The following is a 25,189-nucleotide window of genomic DNA, read 5'->3' on the forward strand; positions in this document are numbered from 1 at the left end:
CAACGGGCGTGCCTACCACGGCGGATCACTTTTCGTCACTGAGCAAGGACGACGGCCGTGGTGGGCCCGATGGGGCCCACCACGGCCGTGGGATGGAGAGTTGAGCGCTGTGGGGTGGGTCAGTTGTCCTTGAGGACGCCGGTGGTGCGGGCCTCGGTGAGCCACTCGGGGAACTCGACCATCAGCTGCTGGTAGAGCTCGTCGGCGGAGAGGCTGCGGGGGTCGCGGCCGGCGTGGAAGAAGCCGGCGTTGTCGACGACGCGCTTCTCCGGGACGGCCAGGTCGTCCAGCTTGCGGAGGAAGTCGAAGCCCTTTGCGTCCGGGTCGCCGAAGCCGATGAACTGCCAGAAGATGGGGAGTTCGGCGGCCTCGCACAGGGCCTTTTCGGCGGCCGGCTTGGAGGTCGGCGCGCCGTCGGTCTGGAAGATGACGAACGCCGGGGCCTCGGAGCCGGACTTCTTGTAGTGCTCGACGACGGCGTTGATGGCCCAGTGGTAGTTCGTACGGCCCATGTGGCCGAGGCCGGAGTGCAGTTCCTCGATGCGGCCCTCGTAGTTGGTGAGGTCGAGGTCGGTGGTTCCGTCGACGTCGGTCGAGAAGAACACGACCGGGACGATGCCGTCGTCGTCGAGGTTGGCGGAGAGGCCGAGGGCCTGCTCGGCAAGGTGCTGGACCGTGCCGTCCTTGTAGTAGTTGCGCATCGAGCCGGAGCGGTCGAGGACCAGGTAGACGGCGGCGCGCTGGGTGGCGAGGCCGTGCTTCTGGAGGGTGACGCCCGCGGACTTGTAGAGGCTGACGAGGCCGGGGGCCGTGGACTCGACCTTCGTGAGGGAGATGGCGGGAGTGGCGGACGCGGTGTCGGGGGTAGTGGCCTTTGCGGGGGTCGGTTCCGGCGCGGGGGCGTGCATTGGCTCCGCCTCCACCATCGGTTCCGGCTTCGGCTTCGGCTTCGGCTCCGCCTTCGCCGGTTCGGTGGCAGGCTCCGGGTCGGCCGCCACCGGTGCCGGGTTGTCGAACGCCCGGCTCACCAGATCGGAGATGGTGTCGGCCTTGGGCTCCACAGCGATCTCAATGGGCGACGCGGACTTGAGCTCCTCAGTGGCCTCAGCGGTTTCAGCTGCCTCAGTGGCGTGAGTTGCCTGAATTGCCTCAAGAGGCGCTACGGGCTCCTCGGGCGCATCGGCAGCCGGGATGGCGGTCGAGGAGGCGGTCGCAGCCGTGCCGGCGGTCGCGACGACCTCCTCCGTCTGCCCCACCCCCTCCGTGGCGGCCGTAGCCGCCGTAGCCGCCGTCGTCTTCGGCTCCGCCGTCCCGCTGTCCACCGGGCTGCCCTGTGCCGGGAGCGTGGCGGTCGTCGGCGTCGGCTCCGGCTCCGGGGCGGGGCTCTCGGCGGGAGCCGTGCGGGCGGCGGGTACCTCGGGTTCCGGGGTCGGGGTGGCGGATACCGGCGTGGACTCCTCGCGGGCCTCCGGGATCGTCGCCGACTCCGGCGTATCGGCGCTGCTCGGTGCCGCGCCGGTCTCTTCACGGGTCGCCTTCGAGCGACCGAAAGCGTTGCGCAGCAGACTCCGAATGCCCATCGGCGAACCTCTCTTGCGTGTGGTGGGTGCGGCGAATGTCCGTGAAGCACAGACATGTCCCTGACCAGGACGGATACGTAAGGGTAGCGGCCTGCACCGGGCTCATCGTGGGACCCCGCGCCTTGTGTGGTGGGCCATCCGGGGGGCTGATGGCGGGATGCGGTTTCGGCCAGGGGGTGTGCGTTGTGGCGGTTCGGTGAATGGCCGACGGGCCGGCTGCGTTGCACCTGGTCGGAGGTGGGGCCGGCCGCCTGCGTCGTGCCTGGTCAGCTCGCTGCGTTGGGTCTGGTCGGAGGTGGGGCAGTCGGCCATGGGTCCCTCGGGCTCGTAGTCCCCTCGGATTCACCTTCAGTTCACGCTCACGATGCCGTCCGGCGGGCCGGCGCCCTTACCGTCACGGCGAATCGAGCGAAGCGAACAAACTGAACGACGCGGATGGCGCGTTCGGCGCGTATAGCGCGTTACGGAGGAGAAAAGCGTGCGCAAGTTTCTGCCGCTGATCGGCTCGCACCCCGGCGGGCGTTCGGCCATGACGTGCCGGTACCGCTGCGGCGACGCCTGTTTCCATGAGACGCCCAATGTGAGCGACAACGAATATGTCGGTGATGTCATCGCCGGTGCGCTGTCGCGGCGTTCCATGGTGCGGGCGGCCGCGGTGGTGACGGTCGCGGCCGCGACCGGCGGTGCCGTGTTGACCGGGGCGGGGGCACCGCAGGCCGGCGCCGCGACCGCCGCGGGCCCCGGCGACCTCCGTGGGAGGGGCGGGAAGAGCGGGAAGGCCGCGCGTGGTCTGCGGTTCCCGGTTGTCGCGCCGAATACCGTCGACGATGTCACGGTGCCCGAGGGGTATGCGCACAATGTCGTCATCCGATGGGGTGACCCGATCCTGCGTGGTGCCCCGGCCTTCCGTCCCGATCAGCAGTCGGCCAAGGCGCAGGCGGGGCAGTTCGGTTACAACAACGACTACATGGCCGTGCTGGAGGTGCCGGGTGAGCGGCACCGGCAGCTGCTGGTGATCAATCACGAGTACACGGACGAACAGTTGATGTTCGCCGGGTACGATCCCGAGAAGCCGACGCGTGAGCAGGCCGAGATCGGCTGGGCGGCGCATGGTCTGTCCATACTCGTCGCTCAGGAGGAGCGGCGCACCGGTCGGCTGACCGCGGTGACGCGTCACCACCTCAACCGTCGGATCACCGGGACCACACCGTTCGAGGTCACCGGCCCGGCGGCGGGCAGCGAGCTGCTGAAGACGTCTGCGGATCCCGAGGGCACCCGCATTCTCGGCACGCTCAACAACTGCGGTGGCGGTATCACGCCGTGGGGCACGGTGCTGTCGGGCGAGGAGAATTTCCATCAGTATTTCGCCAATGGGGATTCCGTCACCGATCCGGTAGCGGCGGCCCGGCTCAAGCGGTACGGGGTGGCCGGGGCCGCCAGTGAGCGGAAGTGGGAGCGGTTCGACAAGCGCTTCGATGTCGCACGCGAGCCGAATGAGGTGAACCGGTTCGGGTGGGTCGTGGAGATCGATCCATTCGATCCCGAGTCGACGCCGCGGAAGCTGACGGCGCTGGGACGGTTCAAGCATGAGGCGGCCGAGCCCCGGCTGACGGACGATGGCCGCCCGGTGCTCTACATGGGCGACGACGAGAAGTTTGATTACTTCTACAAGTTCGTCTCCGCGAAGCGGATGAAGCGGGGCAGCACACCGCACGTCCGGGAGCACAATCGGACGCTGCTGGACGAAGGCACGCTGTACGTCGCCAAGTTCACCGGCGACAGCGCCGGGGAGATCGACGGCTCCGGGAAGCTGCCGGAGGACGGCGAGTTCGACGGCTCCGGGAAGTGGATTCCGCTGGCCAGCGGCCGTAGGTCGTATGTGCCGGGGATGACGGCGGAAGAGGTGTACGTCTTCACGCGGATGGCCGCCGACAAGGTGGGCGCCACGAAGATGGACCGGCCGGAGGACGTCGAGCCCAGCCCGCGCACCGGACGGGTCTATGCCGCCCTGACGAACAACAGCGACCGCGGAAAGGACGGGAAGGCCGCCGCGGACGAGGCCAATCCCCGGAACGCCAACAAGCACGGACAGATTCTGGAGTTGAGCGAGCACTGCGGCGATCCGTCGTCGGAACGCTTTCACTGGAATCTGTTCCTGGTCTGTGGCGACCCCGAGGACCCGGCCACGTACTTCGGTGGATTCCCGAAGGATCAGGTCAGCCCGATTTCCTGTCCGGACAACATCACGTTCGACGCGTACGGAAATCTGTGGATCTCGACCGACGGCAATGCGCTGGGCAGCCATGACGGGCTGTTCGGGGTGGCGACCGCGGGCGAACGGCGCGGTCAGGTCTTGCAGTTTCTGACCGTGCCGAAGGGGGCCGAGACCTGCGGGCCGATCGTCCAGGACCGCAGGGTCATGATCGCCGTGCAGCATCCGGGCGAGGTGGACGGCGCGAGCGTGGAGAAGCCGGCGTCGCAGTGGCCGGACGGTGCCGGGGCGCTGGTCCGGCCGTCCGTGGTGAGCGTGTGGCGGGAGAACGGGCGGGACATCGGGGTGTGAGCTCCGGGTCCGTAGGGCCATAAGGCCCGTAGGCCGCAGGGCCGTACGGCGCGTAGGCCCGTGAACCGCCGATGATCTGGGCGCCCCTTTTGCGGGGGGGGGGAGGGGCGCCCACCGGCGTACATCTGCCCCGGCATCACATCGCGCCGTGGAGCCCCGGCCGAAGAGTTCGTTCAGTCAGTTCGTTTCGTTCAGTCAGTTCGTTCGGATAGTTCGTTCAGCTATCCGATGCGCAGTCGTGCCCGTTTTCTCCGGTGACCATTGTCCGGACCCGTCCGTTGTGCCACTAGGCGGCCGATATGAAGGCAAGAAGCCTTTCTGGGTGACGGGAGATGTGGGCGCATGGGGCTGACCAGTCAGTCGCTCGGATACACGGGGATCGTGCTGGCATTGGCCTGCGTGGCCGTCACGGTGTGGCTGTGGCCCCGGTTGGCACGGCAGGGCCTGCGGCCCGTCCTGGGCAGGCTCGGCGCCATCGTGATGACCCAGCTCTCCATCCTGTGCGCGATCGGCATCGTGGTGAATTCCCACTTCGAGTTCGTCGGCACCTGGGATCAACTGCTGGGCAATAACGACAAGGGCCCGGTGTCCGTGAACGAGGGTGGCGGGGGATACGCCGCCGTCGGCGACATGAAGGGCGGTTTGGTCCAGCCGGCCGGTCCGCAGGGTCTCGATCGGGTGACCGGGCTGCCGCAGGGTACTCCCGACAAGGTCGGCAAGGTCGAGTCCGTACGGTTCATCGGCCGCCGGTCGCGGGCCATCAACCCGGGATTCGTCTATCTTCCGCCGCAGTATTTCCAGCCGCAGTTCCAGCGGCAGCGGTTTCCCGTCATGGTCGTCATCAGCGGATATCCCGGCGGAATCATGAATCTCGCACAGCATCTTCAGGTGCCGCAGAACGCGGGCAGACTGATTGCGCAGGGCAGGATGCAGCCGACGGTGATCGTGATGGTCCGGCCGACTATCGCGCCGCCGCGGGACACCGAGTGTGTGGATGTGCCGGGCGGGCCGCAGGCCGAGACGTTCTTCACCAAGGATCTGCCGGACGCGCTGAAGTCGGCCTATCGGGTGGGCCGTGACCCCAGTGCCTGGGGCGCATTCGGCTATTCGTCCGGTGGTACCTGCTCGCTCCAGCTGGCGATGCGTAATCCGACGGTCTACACGTCCGCGGTGTCGCTCTCCGGTGACTTCGTCGTCAAGGACGACCTGACCACCGGCAGTCTTTTCGGTTCCGGTAAGGCCGCCGCGCAGCGGCGGCGGGAGCACGATCTGCTGTGGCGGCTGAAGCATCTGCCGGCGCCGCAGATTTCCGCGCTGGTCGCCAGCAGCCGCAAGGGCGAGCAGGGATATGGCGACACGATGAAGTTCATTCGTGCGGCGAAGGCGCCGATGCGGGTCGACTCGATCATCCTGCCGCAGGGCAGCCATCAGTTCACGACGTGGCGGCGGGAGGTCGTCCCGGCGCTGGAGTGGCAGAGCCGCCAGCTGACGTTCCCGCAGGACACGGAGCCCGTCCCGCCGAGCACGCCGCAGCCGAGTCCGGGTTCGGAGAAGGGGGCGGATTCGAAGAAGGGGTCGGGTTCGGAGAAGGGTTCGGATTCAGGGAAGGAGTCTGATCCGGAGGAGGAATCGGATCCGGAGTAGGAGTCGCGCGCGATGGCCTCGGCCTCCCCGCCTCACGGCCGGTAGACCATCCCCGGCTCCGGCTTCGCGGGTGACAGCAGCTGGGAGACCGTGACGATCGTGAAGCCGCGCTTCTTGAGCTCCTTGAGGATGCCCGGGACGGCCGGCACGGTGCCCTTGTAGATGTCGTGCAGCAGGATGACGCCGTCCCGCTCGGTCTGCTCCAGCACCCGCTTCGTGATCAGCGCGGAGTCGGTGGTCTGGTAGTCCTTCGCGGTCACGCTCCACAGCACCTGCGCCAGACCGAGCTCGCGGCTGATCTTGGAGACCTCCTCATCGGTCCTCCCCTGCGGCGGGCGCATCAGCGTGGGCTTCTTGCCGGTGATCTTCTGGACCGCATCCTGGGTACGGGACAGCTCCCGCTTGGCTTCGGCCGGTTCGATGTCGGTCAGGATCTCGTGCGACCAGGTGTGGTTGGCCAGTTCGTGGCCCTCGGCGTCGATCCGCCGGACGTCGGCCGGGCGCTTGACGACGTGGTTCTTGCCGAGCATGAAGAAGGTGGCGTGCACCTTCTCCTTCTTCAGGATGTCCAGCAGCCGGGGCGTGTTCTCGCTGGGGCCCGCGTCGAAGGTGAGCGCGACGCACTTGGCCTTGCGGCAGTCGACGTCGTCGCCGTCCGCGCTCTTGCCCTGCGCGGCTGCGCCCTTACGTCCACCGCTCCGGGCGTCCTTGGCCTTGACATGGGTGGCCGAGGCGTTGTCACGCGCGTCGGCCGGTGCGGTGACGTCGTAGGTGGCGCAGCCGCTGAGGGCCAGGACGAGGGAGGTGGCGGTCAGCAGTCCGGCCAGGGATGCACGGCAAGGCGTGGATATCTGCTTCGGCTGCTTCGGTTTCTTGGGCTTCTTCGGCATGCGAGGCACTATACATAGTGAGTATGCATCGCTTGTATACATAGGGTGTGTGCAGGGGGTTTACGCAGGGTGGGTGCGGGGAGGCGTATGCCGGCGCCCCGGCCACCCCGATCGGACGCGCCCCGCGCGACACCCCGTCCCCGCCCGGGATGGACTCGTACCGTGACCGCCCCGCCGGACGACTGCCTGGCCCGTAACGACTGGATCTGCGGCGACTACCTGAGCACCCGCCGCGAGATCCTGCTCGACGCGGTCGTCGAGCATGTGCAGCTGACGGCGACCGCTGTGGGTCTCGGGCTGGCCGTCGCGGTTCCGCTGGCGTTGCTGGCCCGCCGCAGACGCTGGACGGCCGGGCCGGTACTGGGCCTCACCACCGTGATCTACACGATCCCGTCGCTGGCGATGTTCTCGCTGCTGCTGCCGCTCTACGGGCTCTCCGGCACGCTCGTCGTGGTCGGCCTCGCCCTCTACTCCCTCACACTCCTGGTACGGAACCTCCTGGCGGGGCTGGCCGGCGTCCCGGCCGAGGCCGAGGAGGCCGCGCGCGGCATGGGCTACGGCCCGATGCGCCAACTGCTCACCGTCGAACTGCCGTTGGCGGTGCCGACCGCGATGGCCGGGCTGCGGATCGCCACCGTATCGGCGGTCTCGCTCGCCACCATCGGGGCGATCGTCGGACATGGCGGCCTGGGCAACCTGATCTACGCCGGCATGAACTCCTTCTTCAAGGCGCAGGTGCTCACCGCGTCCGTGCTGTGCGTGATCATCGCGGTCGTCTTCGACGTCCTGCTGCTCGGTGTGGAGCGACTGCTCACGCCGTGGCGGCGGCAGTCGCGGCGCAGGAGCCGGCCGCGCGTGCGGACGGCGGGTCGGAAGCCGCCGGTCACCGCCGGTATGGCTGCCGGCGGTACGGCCCCCGACGGTGCATCGTCCCACCGACCGCCGCCCCCCGACGGTGCATCGTCCCGCCGACCGCCGCCCCCCGACGGCACGGCTCCCGGGCGGCGCACATGAACACCCTCTCCGAGGTGTGGTCTTGGCTCACCACCGCCGCCAACTGGTACGGCGAGAACGGAGTCTGGAACCGGCTCGGCCAGCACCTCCTCCTGACCGTCGTCTGCCTCGTCATCAGCTCCCTGATCGCACTGCCGATCGCGGTCACCCTCGGCCACCTCGGGCGCGGCGGCGCGCTCGCCGTCAACCTCGCCAACATCGGCCGCGCGGTGCCGACCTTCGCCGTCCTGGTGCTGCTTCTGCTCACCCCCATCGGGCGGCACGGGGAGTGGCCGACGGTCATCGCACTGGTGCTGTTCGCCATCCCGCCGCTGCTGACCAATGCCTACGTGGGGATGCGCGAGGTCGACCAGGACGTGGTGCGGGCGGCGCGGGGCATGGGGATGACCGGTACGCAGCTGGTGCGGCGGGTGGAGGTGCCGCTCGCGTTCCCGCTGGTGCTGACCGGCGTACGGATCGCCGCCGTCCAGCTTGTCGCGACCGCCACACTGGCCGCGCTGGTGGGCGGCGGCGGGCTCGGCCGGATCATCACCGCGGGCTTCAACCTGGCCAGCACTCCGCAGGTGGTGGCCGGTGCGCTGATCGTCGCGGTGTTCGCGCTGCTCATGGAGGCCGCGTTCGAGATCGGTGAGCGGTGGGGCACGCCGCGGTGGGCGCGGGGGAGGAATCGGTGAGGCCGGGGAGGTGGGCGCGTTACGCGTGCGCCGCGCTACTGCTGCTGCTCACCGCCTGTGCCGTCGGCCCCTCACTGGAGAACCGTGGTGCGGTCACCGCCCCGCCCGGCGACAGTCGTCAACTGTCCATCGGCTCGGCCGGCTTCACCGAGAGCGAGCTGCTCGCCCAGATGTACGCGGCGCTGCTCGACGACGCCGGGTACCGGACCGACATCCTCACGGTCGGCAACCGGGAGCTGTATGAACCCGCCCTGGAGAGCGGCCAGATCGATGTCGTGCCGGAGTACGCCGCCACCTTCGCGGACTGGCTCAACGCCAAGGTCAACGGGCCGAAGGCGGCCCCGGTGGCCTCGTCCGACCTTGCCGCCACCATGGCCGCGCTGCGCAGGCTGGCCGCCCCGCGCGGCCTGACCGTCCTCCCGGCGGGCCGCGCCGTCGACCAGAACGCCTTTGCCGTGAGCGCCGCCTTCGCCGCCAAGCACCGCCTCAAAACCCTCAGCGACCTGGGCCGCGCCAAGCTGCCCGTACGGCTGGCGGCGGGCGATGAATGCGTTCAGCGGCCGTCCTGCGCGCCTGGGCTGAAGAAGACCTACGGCATCGAGGTGACCGCTGTCGATCCGAAGGGCGTCGGGACCACGCCCGCCAAACAGGCCGTCCAGAACGGTCAGGACCAGATGGTGCTGACGACCAGCACGGATGCCACCCTCGACCAGTTCGGCCTGGTGGTGCTAGCCGACGACAGGAAGCTGCAGAACGCCGACTATGTCGTCCCCGTCGTCAACCGTGCCCGTGCCGGCGGCAAGCGGGTCGCCGCCGCACTCAACCGCCTCAACACGGTGCTGACCACCGCCGACCTGGCGCGCCTCAACGAGCAGGTCGACAGCTGGCGGCGGCTGCCGGCGGATGTGGCCCACAACTACCTTGAGGAGAAGGGACTGTTGGAGAAGAAGTGAGGGACCTGCGGGCGGTGGACCGGCCAGCGGAGGACCGGCCGGGGGGCCTGCGGGCGGTGGGCGAGCCGGGGGCGGCCGGGCCGGGGGCGGTCCTGCGGGTGGCGGGTGAGCCGGCTGCGGGATATGCGCGGGTTGATCATTCTGCGGCATCCGTCCGTCGGCGCGCCGTCCGTGCCCCGTCGCCCATCCGGTAGCCCGCGCCCGGGACGGTTTCGATCACCGGTGGCTCGCCGAGCTTGGCGCGCAGTTTGCCGAGCGTGACGCGGACCGCGTTGGTGCGGTAGCTGGTGTGCTCCTCCCAGACCTCCTCGATCAGGTCATCGCCGCTGACCACCGCCCCCTGGGCGCGCACCAGCACCTCCAGGACCCCGAACTCCTTGCGGGAGAGGGCGAGCCGCCGGCCGTCGCGGACGGCGAGCCGACGGGCCGTGTCGACGCAGACACCGGCCCGCTCGATGACCGGCGGCAGCGCGGGCCGGGCGCGCCGGCCGAGCGCCAGGACCCGGGCGAGCAGCTCCTCGTACGCGAAGGGTTTGGTCAGGTAGTCGTCGGCGCCCAGGTCCAGGCCGTCCACCCGGTCGCGCACCGTGCCGGACGCGGTGAGCATCAACACGCGGGTCTGCAGCCGCTGTTGGACGAGGTGGCGGTAGACCTCGTCACCGTGCGGACCGGCCAGATCGCGGTCCAGGACCAGTACGTCGTAGGCACCGAACCGGAGCTTGGCCAGCGCCTCGCGGCCGTCGTGGGCGACATCGGCCGCGATCGCGTCGCGGTGCAGCCCCTCAGCAATCATTTCGGCGAGGAATTCCTCGTCCTCCACCAGCAGAACGCGCATGGCGTCATGTGTACCCGAGGACCACCTTTCGTTGAGGTAAGCATCGCCTTTGTCTGTGCGTTTCCTTTCCCTGCCCTTTTTCCCCTCACTGTCCGCTTGCTGTCCCCCGCCTGTGTCATTCCCGTCCGCTCCCGCCCTCCCGTTAGAAAAAGGAAATGCGGCCCGGTGCCGGCCTCTGCCACGTCGGTCGCATCCGTATTCGACGTGGAGGAAAACCATGAGGCAGCGCAGGGCGTCGGACGCGGCGGCATCGTTGACGGCGGATCTGGCGATATGCGCCACGATCCGTCCTCGGCGTTCCAGGCCAAGGCGGCGACCGAGGGCGCGTTCACCGGTCTGCTGCTCGGGCTGGGCGCGGTGGCGCTGCCGGTCCTGCAGGCCGCGTAGGGCGTACGGGGACGGGGCGGGGCGGGGCGGGGCCGGGCGGGCGAGGTCCGGGCCGGGTGTGGGGCCGGTGTGGGGGCCCGGTCCGGACCTCACCCGAGGGGCGGGCCCGGTCCGGAAGCCGATGGCATGTACCTGACCTCATGGAGTCGGCGTCCTGGTGTCGGCATGTACGTCCCATCGAACGGCCGCCGGATCGGTCCCGGACGGGGGGCCGTACGAGTTGCTTCCGTGGCACCGCCTCCCGTCCTGCCGCATCCGGCCCCACCGCCGTGCTTACGATCCACACCGGCCACCGGTCGGAAGGGTGGAAGGGAACGCCACGATGAGAGCCGTAGCAGTCAGCGCATTCGGCGAACAGCCGCAGCTCATGGATCTGCCGCAGCCCGAGCCAGGGCCGGGGGAGGTTCTGGTGCGGCTGGCGGCCGCCGGACTCAACCCCGTCGACTGGAAGATCGCCGACGGGATGTTCGGCGACGCCAAACCGGCCTCCTTCCCCCTGGTCCTGGGCACGGACGGGGCGGGCGAGGTGGTCGGGATCGGCACCGGCGTACGGCGGTTCACGGTCGGCGACGCGGTCTTCGGCCAGTTCCAGCGCCCGGAGCAGGGCGGCGGCTCGTACTGCGAACTGGCGGTCGCCGACGAGAACTCCATCGCCCCGGCGGCCCGCAGCGTCACCTACGCCACCTCCGCCGCCCTGCCGACGGCAGGCATGACCGCGTACAACCTCGTCGAGGAGACCCGGGTCAGCGAGGGCCTGCGGGTGCTGATCGTCGGCGCGACCGGCGGCGTCGGCACCCTCGCCACCCAGCTAGCGCACGGCCGCGGCGCCGACGTGATCGCCACCGCCCGTCCCGTCAACGCCGATCTGATGATGACGCTGGGCGCCACCGAAACCGTCGACCACACCCAGGGCCCCGTCGCCGACCAGGTCCTCGCCCGCCACCCCGAAGGCGTCGACGTCCTCCTCGATCTGACCAGCGGCCCCGAGGAGTTCGACGCCATGACCCGGGCCGTACGGGACGGCGGCACGGCCGTCTCCACCATCGGTTCGGCCGACGCCGACGCCCTGACCGAGAAGAACCTCCGCGGCTTCAACTTCGCCAACCGCCCCTCGCCCCAGCTCCTGGAGATCCTCGCAGGCCAGGTCGACGCGGGTCGTCTGACGGTTCTGGTGGGCCGCGAGGTCCCGTTGGAGGAGGCCCCCGACGCCCTGGAGCTCAGCCGCAGCGGCCGGGCGCGGGGGAAGACGGTACTGGCGATCACGGGCTGACGGGCTGGTGATACGGGCTGAGGCGTCTGGCGGTTACGGGCTGACCTGCCGCCCGGGGATGCGCACCCCTTGCTCGGCCGGTGCCGCCTTGAGGTAGCCGGTGACGCCGGGCCCGGAAGCGGGTGTGACCGGTGCGGCCGACGTGCCGCAGGCACCAGTCCTGGGGCCCGCCCAGGCGTCGTCCCGGCCGGAGGACGCGGCGCAGACGGGTGCAACCACACCCGCCCCGGAGCGCGATTCGACCCCGCCTTATGTGCCGGAAACTGCGCGATCTGCGGCCGGACCGTCGGTGCAGAGCCCGGTCAGCCAGTGGCGCAGCACCAGAAGCCGGACGGCGGCAACGAGATGTGCCCCGGTTCGGGCACTCCGGCTGTCTAGGCAGGAGCCTGTGAGGACCTCGGTTGTGGCTGGGGGCTTCCATGCGCCCGGACCTTGTGTGTGAGGTCTCCTCGGCGAGGTCAAGAAGAATCGTCAGGCCGTGACGGCGGCGGGCCGGTGTCACGCCACCGCTCAAGCGTCGGGTCCCGGCGCGCGTCGTACACACCACTGCCCCGGCAGTGTTTGCATTCGGCCGCGCGGTGGACGGTCTCGGCCGGGCCATGGAACGGGTCCACGCCGGAGGAGTACGCCAGTGCCCGCGTGACATAGCCGGTGCCGCCGCACCAATGGCACATCGTGTCGGCCGGTTCGGGGGTGTTCTTGCGGTCGTTCATCGCGCTTGCCCTCCAACGTCACCCAGCGTAGAACGCCGCGCGCCAGGTGAGGCGATCGCGCCGACGTCGTGCGTGCGGCTAGGCGCGCCGGGCGCGCGTCCGGGACGGCGAACGCAGTGCACGGGCGATCGGCGGTACCACGGCGGCCAACGTCGCCGTCAGCAGCGCGATGAAGACGACGACCCAGATGCCGGTGCGCAGGGAACCGGTGAGCACGTCGAAGCACGCCTCGGCGGCCGGGCGGGAGACCACGGCGGGCAGGGCGTCCAGGGTGCGGGTACGGATCAGTGCGAGCGCCGCGGCCAGCAGCGCGGCCGCCGTCGCGCAGATCGACGCCGTCCAGATCAGGGCCCGTCGTCGGCGTCGCGCCAGCAGCAGCCCGGACAGCAGACAGAGCGCGGCGACCGGTGGCAGCATCACCGCGCCGCTGCGTACGGCCTGGTAGGCGGCGCGGACGCGGGGGATGTCCGGGGACTTCAGCAGCACGACCCGGGTGCCGGTGCGCGGCACCCGGCGGGCGATGTCGATGCCCAGGCCGTTCCCGGACAGCTGGTGTTTGACGCGGGCGATGACCGGTGTGAAGTCGAGCGTCACGGGTGTGTTGCCGGACGCGGTCAGGGTGTCGTCCAGGGCCTGGTGCGCGGTGCGGTGCACACCGTTCCAGACGCTCGGGAAGGAGCGGCTGGTGACGACCTGGCGCACTTGTCTGTCGACGAACTCGCGGATGCCGCGGGTGAAGCGCAGACGCTGCGCGGGCCGTTCGGCGCGCGGGATGACCTTGAGCAGCCCGTCGAGCCGGACGTGCTGCATCACCCCGGTGGTGACGTGATCGACGATGGCGTCCTGGACGGCGTGGTTCGCGGCGAGCGGGGCGACCGTGTTCACGTAGCGCTTGGTGTCGGTGAGTTCGGCGCGCGCCCACGCGGCGGGCAGGCTCAACGGCAGCAGCAGCGCCCCGATCAGCAGCAGCATCCCGACGCCGAGCGCACGTCCGGGGCGCCGGGTCCGCGTCGGCAGGCGTTCCGCCTCCACCTCCTGCCCACCGGCGCGTACCGGTGCGCTCGCTGACATCGCGTCGTCCTCCCGTGAGCCTGGCCCTGCCGTACGGCCACCTCCCAGGCAAGTCCGTACGGTGCCCGTCCGCGAGCGGGGCGGTGCCAATGGGTGACCGGAGGGCGGCGGCGGGCTCAGCGTGACTCTGGCCGGTGTGGTCGGCGCCGGTGTGGTCAGTGACGATGCGGTCGGTGCCGATGTCAGTGCAGGTGCGGACCCGGGCGGTGTACCGGGCCGTGGGTGTCCTCGCAGTAGTCGGGGTCGGGCTGCGCCGTGTCGGGGCCGGGGCGTGGACTCAGCGTCAGGACATCGTCCGTGTCGCCGTTCTCACCGACGTGGTCGACCTGGAGGGTCGCGTGGGTGATGCCGTACCGCCGGCTCAGCAGCTGCTGCAGGCCGCGGCGGACCTTGTGGCAGTCGCCGCCGGGCGCCACCAGGATGTGCGCGGAAAGCGCCGGCTGCCCGGAGGTGATCTGCCAGATGTGCAGATCGTGGACCTCGACGACCTGGTCCTGGGCGACCAGATGATCTCCTATCGCGTCCGGGTCGATGCCGGCCGGTGCGGCCTCCATGAAGATCCGGCCGGACTCGCGGACGAGACCCGTACCGGCCTTCAGCATCAGCGCGACGACCACCAGCGTGGCGATCGCGTCGGCACGGGCGAAGCCCGTCGTCATCACGACCAGACCGGAGACGGCGGTGGCGATGAAGCCGAACAGGTCGGTGAGGATGTGCTGGTAGGCGCCCTCGATGTTCAGGCTGGAGCGGTTGGCCTTGGAGATCAGCCAGACGCAGATCAGGTTGATGACGATGCCGGAGAGCGCGGTGACCAGCACCAGTCCGCCGGTCACGTCGGGCGGCGCGATCAGCCGGTCGACCGCCTCGTAGGCGAGCCAGACCGACAGCAGCAGCAAGGTGATGCCGTTGGCCTGCGCGGAGAGGATCTCGGCGCGCTTGAGGCCGTAGGTGTAGCCGCCGCGCGCCGGGCGGGCCGCCAGCCGCATCGCGATCAGGGCCAGCACAATGGAGACGGCGTCGGTGAGCATGTGGGCGGCGTCCGAGATCAGCGCCAGGGACTGGGCGATGACGCCGACGGCGACCTCGACCGCCATGTAGGCGGTGAGCAGGATGAGCGCGGCACGCAGCCAGCGGCGGTCGGCGTCCGCGGAGAGGCCGTGGGTGTGGCTGTGCGCGTGGCCGCGGGACTGACCGTGCGAGTGGCCGGGGGACTGGCTGGGCGAGTGGCCGTGGGAGTGGTTGTCCGTCTGGCCGTCCCCCCGGCCGTCCGCGTGGCTTTCCGTGGGGGCCTCGTTCCCGTCGGTCCCGTGGGCGTGCTTGGTCATGGCGCGCTCCTTCCTGGGTCGTCGCAGCGAAGCAAACCGCACTTCCGCGAAAGATCCAAAGGCTGCAGCGGTGACCGTTGTCATTACCGTCGAACGGGCTATCGTGCCTGGTCAGAGCGGTGCGTCAGGGAATGGGAAAGGGACGGGGAGGGGCAACTCTACGCAATCGTGTGGTAGTTGAGAGTGACCGGGCTTCTTCGGGTACGGGTATGCACCCACACTCATACCCATACCCGCAGCCGCTGACCTGGGGTCGTGACCGGAAGGAGCGCCACCGTGCCCGACGCCAACATCCGCGTCCCCATCGACCTGAGCCCATGAGGACCTGAGCCCATGAGGACCTGAGCCCATGAGGACCGTCCGCCTCTGAGGCCCCTCCGCCCCTCAGATGGTCCGTGTCCCGATACCGGCCATCGAACGTCCCGCCGAACGTACCCCCGAACTTCCCGCCCCCGGATGCAACGCCGCATACTCCAGCGGCGCCGACGGGTCGATCGAAACGTCCAGCGGGGCGGGCTCCGCGCCCGCGCGAACCAGCAGGTCGCCGACCGCGGCGATCATCGCGCCGTTGTCCGTGCACAGCCGCAGCGGCGGTACGCGCAGCGTGATGCCCGCCGCGGAGCAGCGTTCCTCGGCCAGGGAGCGGACGCGGGAGTTGGCCGCCACACCGCCCACCACGACGAGGGTCCGTACGTCGTGTTCGGCGCAGGCGGCCACCGCCTTGCGGGTGAGGACATCGGCGATGGCCTCCTGGAGCGAGGCCGCGCCGTCGGCGAGCGGCAGCGGCCGGCCCGCGGCGCGGTGGGCCTCCGCCCAGCGGGCGCCCGCCGTCTTCAGGCCCGAGAAGGAGAAGGTGAAGCGGTTCGCGGGTGCGCCCGTGGTGAGCGGGCGGGGAAACGGGACAGCGCGCGGATCCCCCTCGCGCGCTGTCCGGTCGATGGCCGGACCGCCGGGATACGGCAGCCCGAAGACCCGGGCGACCTTGTCGAAGCACTCTCCCGCGGCGTCGTCCAGCGTGTCGCCGAGGTGGGTGATCGGGTCGCGGACCAGGTCGCGGACGAGCAGCAGCGAGGTGTGGCCGCCGGAGACGATCAGCACCACGCAGGGGTCGGGCAGCGGGCCGTGTTCAAGGGTGTCGGCCGCGACATGACCGGCCAGGTGATGGACGCCGTACAGCGGGACACCGAGCGCGTACGCCAGCCCCTTCGCGCCGGCCAGCCCCACTTGGAGCGCGCTGGACAGCCCCGGCCCCGTCGTGACCGCGACCGCGCCGATGTCGGCCGTCCGCAACCCCGCGTCGGCGAGCGCACCGCGTACGACCGGGGTCAGCGCGTGCACATGCGCGCGGGCGGCGATCTCCGGCACCACCCCGCCGAACCGGGCGTGCTCGGCCATGCTCGACGCCAGGGCCCGACCGAGCAGTCGGCCGTCCCGCACCAGGCCCGCGCCCGTCTCGTCGCAGGACGATTCGATCCCCAGTACCACCGGTGACCCCACAGCGGACCGCTCCTTCTTGCCCCTCGACCCTTGACGCTTATTGCAATCTATATGCAATAAGGGCCGCTTGCCCATGAGGGTCGTGCTTTCTGCCGTGAGGGGTGTGTGCCTTCTCCCGTGAGGGGTGCGTGTCTGCTGCCGTGAGGGGACGCGCTTGCTTCCGTGCGGGGTGGGCGGGGATGAGCCCGCCCCCGGGGATGCCGCCGACCGCCCAGTAGAGTTCGGCTGCCGTCCACCGTCCCCGCCGCCCGTCCGTCCCCTCCCGACCTCTGAGGTACTCGGCAGTGAGCCCCGCACCACCCCTTCCGCACCCGCTCACCGTCGTCGGCATCGGGGCCGACGGCTGGGGTGGACTGCCCGCCGCCTCCCAGCAGGCGCTGCGCGAGGCCGAGGTGCTGATCGGCGGCCCGCGCCAGCTCGCCCTGCTGCCCGGTGAGTGCGGCGGCGAGCGGATCCCGTGGCCCTCGCCGCTGCGCCCCGCCGTCCCCGGACTGCTCGCCGCGCACGCCGGCCGCCGGATCTGCGTACTGGCCAGCGGCGATCCGCTGTTCTACGGGATCGGGCGGACGTTGACGGAGGTGCTGGGGGGCGGGGCGCCGACGGGTGAGGTGCCGGCGGGTGAGGCGGCCGCCTACGGAACCGAACGCTCCCAAGGGGCCGAACGCTCCGAAGGGGCCGCGTCCGGGGCGTCGCTCCGCGTCCTCCCCCACCCCTCCTCCGTCTCCTACGCCTGCGCCCGGCTCGGCTGGCCCGTGGAGGACACCGAGGTCATCACGCTGGTCGGCCGGCCCGCCGAGAGCCTGGCCGCGGCGCTGCACGACGGCCGACGGCTGCTGGTGCTGTCCACCGGTGCCGGCACCCCCGCCGAGGTCGCCGCGCTGCTGCGTGCCCACGGCTTCGGCCCGACCCGGATGCGGGTCCTCGAACAGCTCGGCGGGGAGCGGGAGTCGACGGCCGAGGGCACCGCGGCCGACTGGGCACGGCCGCCCGGCGACCCGCTGAACGTCATCGCCCTCGACTGCGCCCGCGAGCCCGGCGCGCTGCGGCTGTCGGCCGTGCCCGGTCTGCCCGACGCGGCCTACGAGCACGACGGCCAGCTCACCAAGCGCCATGTCCGCGCCGCCACGCTCGCCGCGCTCGCGCCCGCGCCCGGCGAACTGCTGTGGGATGTCGGCGGCGGCTCCGGCTCCATCGCGATCGAGTGGCTGCGTGCGCACCGCAGTTGCCGGGCGATCACCGTCGAACGCGATCCCGTACGCGCCGAACGGATCGGCCGTAACGCACGGTCGCTCGGCGTACCGTCGCTGCGCGTCGTCCACGGTCCCGCGCCCGCCGCGCTGGACGGCCTGCCGACGCCGGACGCGGTCTTCATCGGCGGCGGGCTGACCGCCCCCGGCCTGCTGGCCGCCTGCTGGGAGGCGCTGCCGCCGGGCGGCCGGATCGTCGCCAACACGGTGACGCTGGAGTCCGAGGCGCTGCTCACCGACTGGTACCGGCGGCACGGCGGCGAACTGGTCCGGCTGGCGGTCGCCCATGCGGTGCCGGTCGGCGGCTTCACCGGCTGGCGACAGGCGATGCCGGTCACCCAATGGGCGGCGGTCAAGCCTTCGTCGTCCCGGTCCGCCCGTCCCACGGAAGACGCCAACGCCACGGAAAACTGAAAACGCCGACCCCATGGAACACGCGCATCCACATACCACGCATATCGCGCACATTCCGTGGACCTGGAACCCGTTCAGGAGCCCCAAGAACCATGACCGTTTACTTCATCGGCGCGGGCCCCGGCGCCGCCGACCTGATCACCGTGCGCGGCGCCCGCACCCTCGCCGCCTGTGGGGTCTGCCTGTACGCCGGCAGCCTCGTGCCGCGTGAGCTGCTCGCCGAGTGCCCGCCCGGGGCCCGGCTCATCGACACCGCGCGGCTGGACCTCGACACCATCACCGCCGAGCTGGTCCGCGCCCACCGGGAAGGCCGAGACGTCGCCCGGCTGCACTCCGGCGATCCGTCCGTCTTCAGCGCGGTCGCCGAACAGATGCGGCGCCTGGACGCGGCCGGTGTGCCGTACGAAGTCGTGCCCGGCGTCCCGGCGTTCGCCGCCGCGGCGGCCGCACTCAAGCGCGAGCTGACCGTCCCCACCGTCGGCCAGACCGTCATCCTCACCCGCGTCGCCCAGCGCGCCACCCCCATGCCCGAGGGCGAGGACCTCGCCACCCTCGGCCGCAGCGGCGCGCTGCTCGTACTGCACCTGGCCGCCATGTACGTCGACCGTGTCGTCGACGAACTCCTCCCGCACTACGGCGCCGACTGCCCGGCCGCCGTCGTCGCGATGGCCTCCCGCCCGGACGAACTGGTGCTGCGCGGCACGCTCGCCGACATCGCGGACCAGGTGAAGGCCGCGGGTGTGGTCCGTACGGCCGTCATCATGGTCGGCCGCACCCTCGGCGCCGAACAGTTCCGCGACAGCCATCTGTATTCGACGGAGCGGGACCGGGGGGATTGCGGAACGGCGGCCCGGGACCAGGGCGGGACGGCGGCCCGGGACTAGGGCGGGACGGCGGCCCGGGACGGGCCTGTCCGGTGGAATACGCCGTGCGGCCGCCGCGTTGTGGCCTGCAAGGTGCGCCCGCACCCCTTAGGGGATCTGTTCGACTACGCCCCTAAGGGTTTTTGCCCCCACCCCCTAAGGCTCGTTCCCCCACTCCTAGCTCCCTCCCGGCCCCCGCGCCTCCGCCTGGCCCACCACCATCCCCGCCCGGTCGATGCAGATGACATCGACCGCGACCGGTGCGCCGCGCAGCACGGCCAGCGCCTCGTCGCGCGCCGCGGCGGCCACCAGGTCGCCGAGCGGGACGCCGGCCGCCGCGCACAACTGGAGCGCGGCGAGGCCGGTGTTGGCCTCGGCCACCGCCCTCGCCAGCGTCTCGTCCGCGCCGCCGCGCCGGGCCAGCTCGGCGAGGAACTCCTTGTTCACCTGGGACCGCGCGGAGTGCAGATCCAGATGCCCGGCCGCCAGCTTGGACAGCTTGGCGAATCCGCCGCAGACGGTGAGCCGTTCGACGGGATGGCGGCGGATGTACTTGAGCACCGCGCCCGCGAAGTCCCCCATGTCCAGCAGCGCGTCGTCGGGGAGCTTGTGCACCGCGACGGCGACCTTCTCCGACGTCGAACCCGTACAGCCGGCCACATGACGCCGTCCCGCCGCACGTGCCACATCCACCCCGCGCCGGATGGAGTCGATCCAGGCGGAGCAGGAGTACGGGACGACGATCCCGGTTGTCCCGAGGATCGACAGACCGCCCAGGATGCCCAGCCGCGGGTTCCACGTACTGCGGGCGATCTCCTCGCCGTGATCGACCGAGACTTCGACCTCGACGTCCCCGTTTCCGCCGTACCGGGCGGCGACCTGCGCGAGGTGGTCGCGGATCATCTGCCGCGGCACCGGGTTGATGGCGGGCTCGCCGACGTCCAGCGGCAGTCCGGGTCGGGTGACGGTACCGACGCCGGGCCCCGCCTTGAAGACGACCCCGGAGCCGACCGGGAGCGCCCGCACCGTCGAGCGGATCAGCGCATCGTGCGTCACATCCGGATCATCACCGGCATCCTTCACCACCCCCGCCGTCGCACTGGTCCGCCCCGCCGCCAACTCCTCCACCGCGAGCGCGAACGACGGCGTCTGCCCCTTGGGCAGCGTGATCGTCACCGGATCCGGGAAATCGCCGCTCAGGAGGGCGGTGTACGCGGCCGTGCTCGCCGCCGTCGCACAGGCGCCGGTCGTCCAGCCGTGCCGCAGGCCGGTGTGCGCGAGCTGGGCGCTGCGGCCTCCCGCGCCTCCCGTAGCCTTCGGTTGCGCCTCAGCCATGGAAGAACCCGCCGGCGACGGCCGACAAGACGAAGGCCGGGAAGACATAGGCCAGGAAGGCGAAGGCCAGCAGGACGTAGGCCGGCAACCCGTCGAAGACGATGACCGGGAACCCGCCGACGAAGGCCGACAGCCCGCCGAAGACGATGACCAAGGACCCGCGAACGATGACCGAGGACCCGCTGGCGATGACCGATGACGCCCGGTCGGCGTGCCTTCCTGCCCACGTCTCCGACCGGGCCTCCGCAAGTGCCCCCGGGCGGCGCCCCGGCAAGGCCCCCCACGTGCTGATCCTCGGCGGTACGACCGAGGCCCGCCGCCTGGCCGCCGAGCTGACGGCGGCACCACCCTCGCCCAAGCTCTCAACTCCTCCCCCACTCCCCACTTCGTTCGAGCGGGGGGACCCCCATGAGCAGGGGGTGCTTCCACCGCGGTTCCACGTCACCACCTCCCTCGCCGGCCGCGTCGCCGCGCCGCGGCTGCCCGCCGGGGAGGTCCGCATCGGAGGGTTCGGCGGCCCCGAGGGCCTCGCCCGCTGGCTGCGCGAGCACGCGGTGGACGCGCTCATCGACGCCACCCATCCTTTCGCCGGCACGATCAGTTTCCATGCGGCGCAGGCCGCCGCCACCGCCCATGTTCCCCTGCTGGCTCTGCGCCGACCCGGCTGGGTACCGGGCCCGGACGACACCTGGCACCCGGTCGCCTCCCTGGATGAGGCCGCCGCCGCCCTCCCCGCCCTCGGCACTCGTGTCTTCCTCACCACCGGCCGCATGGGCCTCGCCCACTTCGCCCACCTCACCGACCTCTGGTTCCTCGTACGCTCCGTGGATGCCCCCGAGCCTCCGCATCCGCCCCGGATGGAGACCCTTCTCGACCGTGGCCCCTTCACCGTTGCGGGTGAACGGGACCTCCTCCGTCGCCATCGCATCGACGTCCTGGTCACCAAGGACAGCGGCGCCGCCGCGACCGCCGCGAAACTGACGGCAGCGCGTGCGGCGGGCCTCCCGGTCGTGGTCGTCCGCCGCCCGCCGGTCCCGGAGGGTGTACCCATCGCGGCGGATCCGGCGGAGGCCGCGGCCTGGGCGCGCCGGCTCCTCGGCTGACCGTCCTCGGTGTCGCCTTGCCTTGGAGCGCACTCCACCTCCTAACGTCAGACGCACGACGACCCGGCATCAACTGCCGGCAGCCGGCAGCCGGCAGCCGGCAACCGGCAACCGGCATCCGGCAAGCGGCGGCCGAGCTGAGTTGATGGCGCCTCAGGTCTCGCCTCACCTGACGAAAGGGAACGGGAACATTTCGTGCGTTACACACTTTTCGGCAAGACCGGCCTGCGAGTGAGCGAGCTGAGCCTCGGTGCGATGACCATCGGCGGCGACCAGGGCACTCCCAAGGACACCAGCGGCCGCATTCTCGATATGTACGCCGACGCGGGCGGCAACTTCGTCGACACCGCCGACATCTACACAGGCGGCGCCTCCGAGACGCTTCTCGGGGAGCTGCTCGAAGGCCGTCGGGACACCTTCGTACTGGCCAGCAAATACACCTGCGCGACCCGTCCCGGCGAGGTGAATTCGGGGGGTAATCACCGCAAGAATCTCGTCCAATCGGTGGAGGCGAGCCTGGCCCGGCTGCGTACCGACCGGCTTGACGTCCTGTGGGTGCACGCCCGGGACAACTTCACGCCGGTCGAAGAGGTCATGCGGGCGCTGGACGATCTCGTACGTACCGGAAAAGTGCTCTACATCGGGGTTTCCGACTGGCCCGCCTGGGAGATCGCACAGGCGAACACCCTCGCCGATCTCCGGGGCTGGACTGCCTTCGCGGGCTCACAGCTGCGCTACAACCTGCTGGAGCGCACGCCGGAGCGCGAATTGCTCCCCCAGGCCCGCGCCTTCGACCTGGCGGTGCTGGCCTGGGCCCCGCTCGCGGCGGGCAAGCTCACCGGCAAATACCGCCGTGGTGAGACGGGCCGACTGGACGCGGAGGGTGCGGGCAACCGGGCGGACGGCCGCGAGGACGCGGTCATCAGCGCGGTGCTGGAGATCGCCGAGCAAGGTGGCTGGAGCCCGGCCCAGGTAGCGCTGGCCTGGCTCCGCGAGCAGCCCGGCAACATCATCCCGATCACCGCCGCCACGAAGGAGAGCCAGCTCGCGGACAATCTCGCCAGTGTCGGGGTCACGCTCGACGCGGCTGCCGTCGCACGGCTCGATGAGGTCAGCGCGGTGCCGCTCGGATTCCCGCACGCGTTCCTGGCGGACCCGGCGGTACAGCAGAACGTCTACGGCGACCGCGGGCCGGACATCGAGGACCGCCGCTCCACGTACCGCCGCACGATGACCGCGATCCGCTAGCCCGACAGGGCACAGGTCAACAGGGCACAGGTCGACAGGGCTTGGGCCGGCGCCGTCCACACAACGTTTCTGCGCCGGCTGTGCCGCTCACCCCGAACACCTGCGCAGCACCTCCGCGAGCCGGCGGGCGACCTCGGGTGCGCAGCGGCCCAGGTCCACGAGCGGACGGGGGAAGTCCCCGGCCAGCGAGACCGCGTCAAGGGACAAGGACGGCAGGGTGATTCCCACCCCTTTCAAGGCAGTACGGAGTTCGTCACGGGCCTCCTGGGCTTCCCTGATCTTTCCGGTGGCCGGACGACGTTCTGCCATTTCCATGCCTGCTGCTCCGTTCTCGTCCTGACTGGTCTGTTAATGCCCCTTGCGGGGTACTTCAGTCGCCCCTCGCAAGCAGCTCGACAGGTGCTTGGTGCCTGCTGTTGTCACCGCACGGGCCGACAAGGGGAGTTGACGTGGTCGAACGAATGTACGAGATCGAAGCCTGGCTCGTGCGGCGCCGGCCCGCCAACTCCGTCGGCTGGCTGCGACAAGTGTCAGGGAAGTAACTGGCGCAGTCGGCCGAGGACACGAGCTACGGCCTCACCTATCCGTGCGGAATCACCAGGTCCTGCGGACGTCTCCCCGCTGTCTCTTGCGGATGCGGGGGCGCCGACGCGGGGCCGCGGCCCGTCCGCGCACCCCGTGCGCCACGGCCCCTGCTCCCGAGGCAGGGGCCGCCGCCGGTCCCTACCCCTCCGGATACCTCCGTGGCGTCCACACGACCTCCGTGCCGTCGTCGCGCCGTACCGCCCGGGTCTGGGAGGAGCCGACCAGCAGGATCGTGCGCATATCGACCTGGGTGGGGTCGAGGTCGGCGAGGCGGACGGTGCGTACGGACTCCTCGGGGCCGCCGATGTCGCGGCCGAGAACCACCGGGGTGTCGGGTGCGCGGTGTTCCAGGAGGAGTTCGCGGGTCTTGCCGACCTGCCAGGTACGGCTGCGGGAGCCGGGGTTGTAGAGCGCCAGGACCAGATCGGCGGCCACCGCGCGGCGCAGGCGTTCGGCGATGACCTCCCAGGGCTTGAGGCGGTCGGAGAGGGAGATCACCGCGTAGTCGTGGCCGAGCGGGGCGCCCGCGCGGGCCGCGGCGGCGTTGGCGGCGGTGACACCGGGCAGGACCCGCACGGGGACCGAGCGGTAGGGGGACTGGCAGGCCACTTCGAGGACGGCGGTGGCCATGGCGAAGATGCCCGGGTCGCCGCCGGAGACCACGGCCACCCGCCGCCCGCGCCGGGCCAGGTCGAGGGCGAGTTCGGCGCGCTCGGACTCCACCTTGTTGTCGGAGGCGTGGCGGCGCTGGCCGGGGCGGACGGGGACGCGGTCGAGGTAGGTGGTGTAGCCGACCAGGTCCTCGGCGGCGGCGAGGGCACCGCGGGACTCCGGGGTGAGCCAGAGGGGGCCGGCCGGGCCGGTGCCGACGACCACGACCTCGCCGGGGGACGGTGAGCGGTCCGCCGGGGCCGGTTCCGGTTCCGGGGCGTCCAGGGCCGGGTTCGGTTCCGGTTCCGGAGTGTCCATGGCCGTGGCCGCATCCCGGGGCACGGCCGGTGTCCGGCTCTCGCCCTGCCGCTGCTTCTCGTGCGGCCCTTGGTTCTCGTCCTGCTCCCGGCTCTCGCCCTGCCCCTGGTTCTCGTCCTGCCCCCGGCTTTCGTCCTGACCCTGGCTTACGCCTTGTTCCTTGCCCTCGTCCCGCCCCAGGCTCCCGTTCGCGATGCGGCTGGGGAGGACCGCGACCGAGAAGTACGGCACGGTGTCCGCGTCGATGGCGGCCAGGCGGTCGGTGCGCTCGCCGGGCATGGTGGCACGTTCGACGTAACGGGCCTCCGGCATCCGGCCGGAGCGTTCCATGGCGCGGCGGACGGTGGGGAAGGTCCGGCCGAGCTTCATCACGACCGCGGCGTCGGTGGCGGTGAGACGGGCGGTCAGTTCCTCTTCCGGGAGGGTGCCGGGGAGGATCGTCAGCACCTCGTCGGCCTCGGCGAGCGGGGTGCCCAGGCGGGCCGCGGCGGCGCTGACGGAGGTGACGCCGGGGATGACCTCGGTCGGATAGCGGTGGGCCAGCCGCTTGTGCATGTGCTGGTACGAACCGTAGAACAGCGGGTCGCCTTCCGATATGACGGCGACCGTGCGGCCCGCGTCGAGGTGTGCGGCGAGCCGGGCGGCCGCCTCCTCGTAGAACTCGTCCAGCGCGCCCCGGTAGCCGCCGGGGTGATCGGTCGACTCGGTGGTGACCGGGTAGACCAGTGGTTCCTCGATGTGGTCGGCACGGAGGTGCCCGGCGGCGATGGAGCGCGCGATCGAGCGTCCGTGCCGGGCGCTGTGATACGCCACCACATCGGCCGCGGCGATGACCTCCACGGCCCGTACGGTCATCAGCGACGGGTCACCGGGGCCCAGCCCGACGCCGTAGAGACGGCCGGTGGGGTTGGTAGGACCTGTGGGGTTGGTAGGACTGGTGGGGTTGGTGGGATCGACGGGCGAAGCGTCCGTCGTGCCGCTGTTGGTGGTCCGGCCCTCGCCCATGGCG

At 71.0% G+C, this 25,189-nt stretch carries 23 protein-coding genes; 11 read left to right on the forward strand and 12 right to left on the reverse strand.

The annotated features are described in order from the left end of the window. Nucleotides 1-119: 119 nt before the first annotated feature. Complete coding sequence (locus K9S39_RS23040; RefSeq protein WP_248865241.1) at nt 120-1,580, reverse strand: vWA domain-containing protein; 1,461 nt, start codon at nt 1,578-1,580, stop codon at nt 120-122. A gap of 478 nt (nt 1,581-2,058) precedes the next feature. On the opposite strand from K9S39_RS23040, the gene K9S39_RS23045 reads away from it, so the two are divergent. After that, nucleotides 2,059-4,143, forward strand: coding sequence for a PhoX family protein (locus K9S39_RS23045; RefSeq protein WP_248865242.1), 2,085 nt, complete (start codon nt 2,059-2,061; stop codon nt 4,141-4,143). A 342-nt stretch (nt 4,144-4,485) separates the two neighbouring features. Then, nucleotides 4,486-5,787: an alpha/beta hydrolase gene (locus K9S39_RS23050; protein WP_248865243.1), complete on the forward strand. Its 1,302-nt coding sequence runs from the start codon at nt 4,486-4,488 to the stop codon at nt 5,785-5,787. A 32-nt stretch (nt 5,788-5,819) separates the two neighbouring features. Here the strand turns inward: K9S39_RS23050 and K9S39_RS23055 are convergent, their stop codons facing one another. Beyond that, complete coding sequence (locus K9S39_RS23055; protein WP_248865244.1) at nt 5,820-6,677, reverse strand: polysaccharide deacetylase family protein; 858 nt, start codon at nt 6,675-6,677, stop codon at nt 5,820-5,822. Nucleotides 6,678-6,839: 162 nt separating this feature from the next. On the opposite strand from K9S39_RS23055, the gene K9S39_RS23060 reads away from it, so the two are divergent. From K9S39_RS23060 to K9S39_RS23070, 3 genes are read left to right on the forward strand one after another with little or no spacing between them, the layout of a single operon-like run. Further along, complete coding sequence (locus K9S39_RS23060; RefSeq protein ID WP_248865245.1) at nt 6,840-7,691, forward strand: ABC transporter permease; 852 nt, start codon at nt 6,840-6,842, stop codon at nt 7,689-7,691. Further along, nucleotides 7,688-8,365: an ABC transporter permease gene (locus K9S39_RS23065; protein ID WP_248865246.1), complete on the forward strand. Its 678-nt coding sequence runs from the start codon at nt 7,688-7,690 to the stop codon at nt 8,363-8,365. The genes K9S39_RS23060 and K9S39_RS23065 overlap by 4 nt, the downstream gene beginning before the upstream one ends. After that, nucleotides 8,362-9,318 (forward strand): ABC transporter substrate-binding protein, encoded by a 957-nt coding sequence (locus K9S39_RS23070; protein ID WP_248865247.1) that lies wholly within the window; start codon nt 8,362-8,364, stop codon nt 9,316-9,318. The genes K9S39_RS23065 and K9S39_RS23070 overlap by 4 nt, the downstream gene beginning before the upstream one ends. A gap of 136 nt (nt 9,319-9,454) precedes the next feature. On the opposite strand, the gene K9S39_RS23075 is transcribed toward K9S39_RS23070, so the two are convergent. After that, on the reverse strand, nt 9,455-10,153 hold the full coding sequence (locus tag K9S39_RS23075; RefSeq protein WP_248865248.1) for a response regulator transcription factor: 699 nt from the start codon (nt 10,151-10,153) through the stop codon (nt 9,455-9,457). Between the two features lie 165 nt (nt 10,154-10,318). On the opposite strand from K9S39_RS23075, the gene K9S39_RS23080 reads away from it, so the two are divergent. Both K9S39_RS23080 and K9S39_RS23085 read left to right on the forward strand, forming a co-directional pair. Further along, nucleotides 10,319-10,540 carry a hypothetical protein gene (locus K9S39_RS23080; RefSeq protein WP_248869242.1) on the forward strand — a complete coding sequence of 74 codons (222 nt, stop codon included), beginning with the start codon at nt 10,319-10,321 and terminating at the stop codon, nt 10,538-10,540. Between the two features lie 322 nt (nt 10,541-10,862). Beyond that, nucleotides 10,863-11,810: an NADP-dependent oxidoreductase gene (locus K9S39_RS23085; RefSeq protein WP_248865249.1), complete on the forward strand. Its 948-nt coding sequence runs from the start codon at nt 10,863-10,865 to the stop codon at nt 11,808-11,810. A gap of 33 nt (nt 11,811-11,843) precedes the next feature. Here the strand turns inward: K9S39_RS23085 and K9S39_RS23090 are convergent, their stop codons facing one another. The 5 genes from K9S39_RS23090 to tsaD form a co-directional block, all read right to left on the reverse strand. Next, nucleotides 11,844-12,029, reverse strand: coding sequence for a hypothetical protein (locus tag K9S39_RS23090; RefSeq protein ID WP_248865250.1), 186 nt, complete (start codon nt 12,027-12,029; stop codon nt 11,844-11,846). Nucleotides 12,030-12,268: 239 nt separating this feature from the next. Continuing rightward, nucleotides 12,269-12,523: a hypothetical protein gene (locus K9S39_RS23095; RefSeq protein WP_248865251.1), complete on the reverse strand. Its 255-nt coding sequence runs from the start codon at nt 12,521-12,523 to the stop codon at nt 12,269-12,271. Between the two features lie 78 nt (nt 12,524-12,601). Next, nucleotides 12,602-13,594 carry a hypothetical protein gene (locus K9S39_RS23100; protein WP_248865252.1) on the reverse strand — a complete coding sequence of 331 codons (993 nt, stop codon included), beginning with the start codon at nt 13,592-13,594 and terminating at the stop codon, nt 12,602-12,604. Nucleotides 13,595-13,776: 182 nt separating this feature from the next. Then, on the reverse strand, nt 13,777-14,919 hold the full coding sequence (locus tag K9S39_RS23105) for a cation diffusion facilitator family transporter (RefSeq protein WP_248865253.1): 1,143 nt from the start codon (nt 14,917-14,919) through the stop codon (nt 13,777-13,779). 384 nt (nt 14,920-15,303) lie between these two features. Beyond that, complete coding sequence (gene tsaD / locus K9S39_RS23110; protein ID WP_248865254.1) at nt 15,304-16,416, reverse strand: tRNA (adenosine(37)-N6)-threonylcarbamoyltransferase complex transferase subunit TsaD; 1,113 nt, start codon at nt 16,414-16,416, stop codon at nt 15,304-15,306. Nucleotides 16,417-16,700: 284 nt separating this feature from the next. On the opposite strand from tsaD, the gene cbiT reads away from it, so the two are divergent. Beyond that, nucleotides 16,701-18,077 (forward strand): precorrin-6Y C5,15-methyltransferase (decarboxylating) subunit CbiT, encoded by a 1,377-nt coding sequence (gene cbiT, locus K9S39_RS23115; RefSeq protein ID WP_248865255.1) that lies wholly within the window; start codon nt 16,701-16,703, stop codon nt 18,075-18,077. 92 nt (nt 18,078-18,169) lie between these two features. Beyond that, nucleotides 18,170-18,961 (forward strand): precorrin-4 C(11)-methyltransferase, encoded by a 792-nt coding sequence (gene cobM, locus K9S39_RS23120; RefSeq protein ID WP_248865256.1) that lies wholly within the window; start codon nt 18,170-18,172, stop codon nt 18,959-18,961. A 156-nt stretch (nt 18,962-19,117) separates the two neighbouring features. Here cobM and K9S39_RS23125 read toward each other — a convergent pair whose 3' ends face one another. Continuing rightward, nucleotides 19,118-20,275: a cobalt-precorrin-5B (C(1))-methyltransferase gene (locus K9S39_RS23125; RefSeq protein ID WP_248865257.1), complete on the reverse strand. Its 1,158-nt coding sequence runs from the start codon at nt 20,273-20,275 to the stop codon at nt 19,118-19,120. Then, nucleotides 20,268-20,429, reverse strand: a complete 162-nt coding sequence (locus tag K9S39_RS23130; protein ID WP_248865258.1) for a hypothetical protein — start codon at nt 20,427-20,429, stop codon at nt 20,268-20,270. The genes K9S39_RS23125 and K9S39_RS23130 overlap by 8 nt, the downstream gene beginning before the upstream one ends. Nucleotides 20,430-20,442: 13 nt before the next feature. Here K9S39_RS23130 and K9S39_RS23135 point away from each other — a divergent pair, with 13 nt between their 5' ends. Next, the gene (locus K9S39_RS23135; RefSeq protein WP_248865259.1) at nt 20,443-21,378 is read left to right on the forward strand and encodes a cobalt-precorrin-6A reductase; all 936 of its coding nucleotides are present in this window, start codon (nt 20,443-20,445) and stop codon (nt 21,376-21,378) included. Nucleotides 21,379-21,573: 195 nt separating this feature from the next. Continuing rightward, nucleotides 21,574-22,626 carry an aldo/keto reductase gene (locus K9S39_RS23140; protein WP_248865260.1) on the forward strand — a complete coding sequence of 351 codons (1,053 nt, stop codon included), beginning with the start codon at nt 21,574-21,576 and terminating at the stop codon, nt 22,624-22,626. 87 nt (nt 22,627-22,713) lie between these two features. Here the strand turns inward: K9S39_RS23140 and K9S39_RS23145 are convergent, their stop codons facing one another. Next, nucleotides 22,714-22,941, reverse strand: a complete 228-nt coding sequence (locus K9S39_RS23145) for a hypothetical protein (RefSeq protein ID WP_248865261.1) — start codon at nt 22,939-22,941, stop codon at nt 22,714-22,716. A gap of 408 nt (nt 22,942-23,349) precedes the next feature. Continuing rightward, nucleotides 23,350-25,185 carry a precorrin-2 C(20)-methyltransferase gene (locus K9S39_RS23150; protein ID WP_406708152.1) on the reverse strand — a complete coding sequence of 612 codons (1,836 nt, stop codon included), beginning with the start codon at nt 25,183-25,185 and terminating at the stop codon, nt 23,350-23,352. Between the last annotated feature and the right edge of the window lie 4 nt (nt 25,186-25,189).

The organism is Streptomyces halobius, from assembly GCF_023277745.1.
Classification (GTDB): Bacteria; Actinomycetota; Actinomycetes; order Streptomycetales; family Streptomycetaceae; genus Streptomyces; species Streptomyces halobius.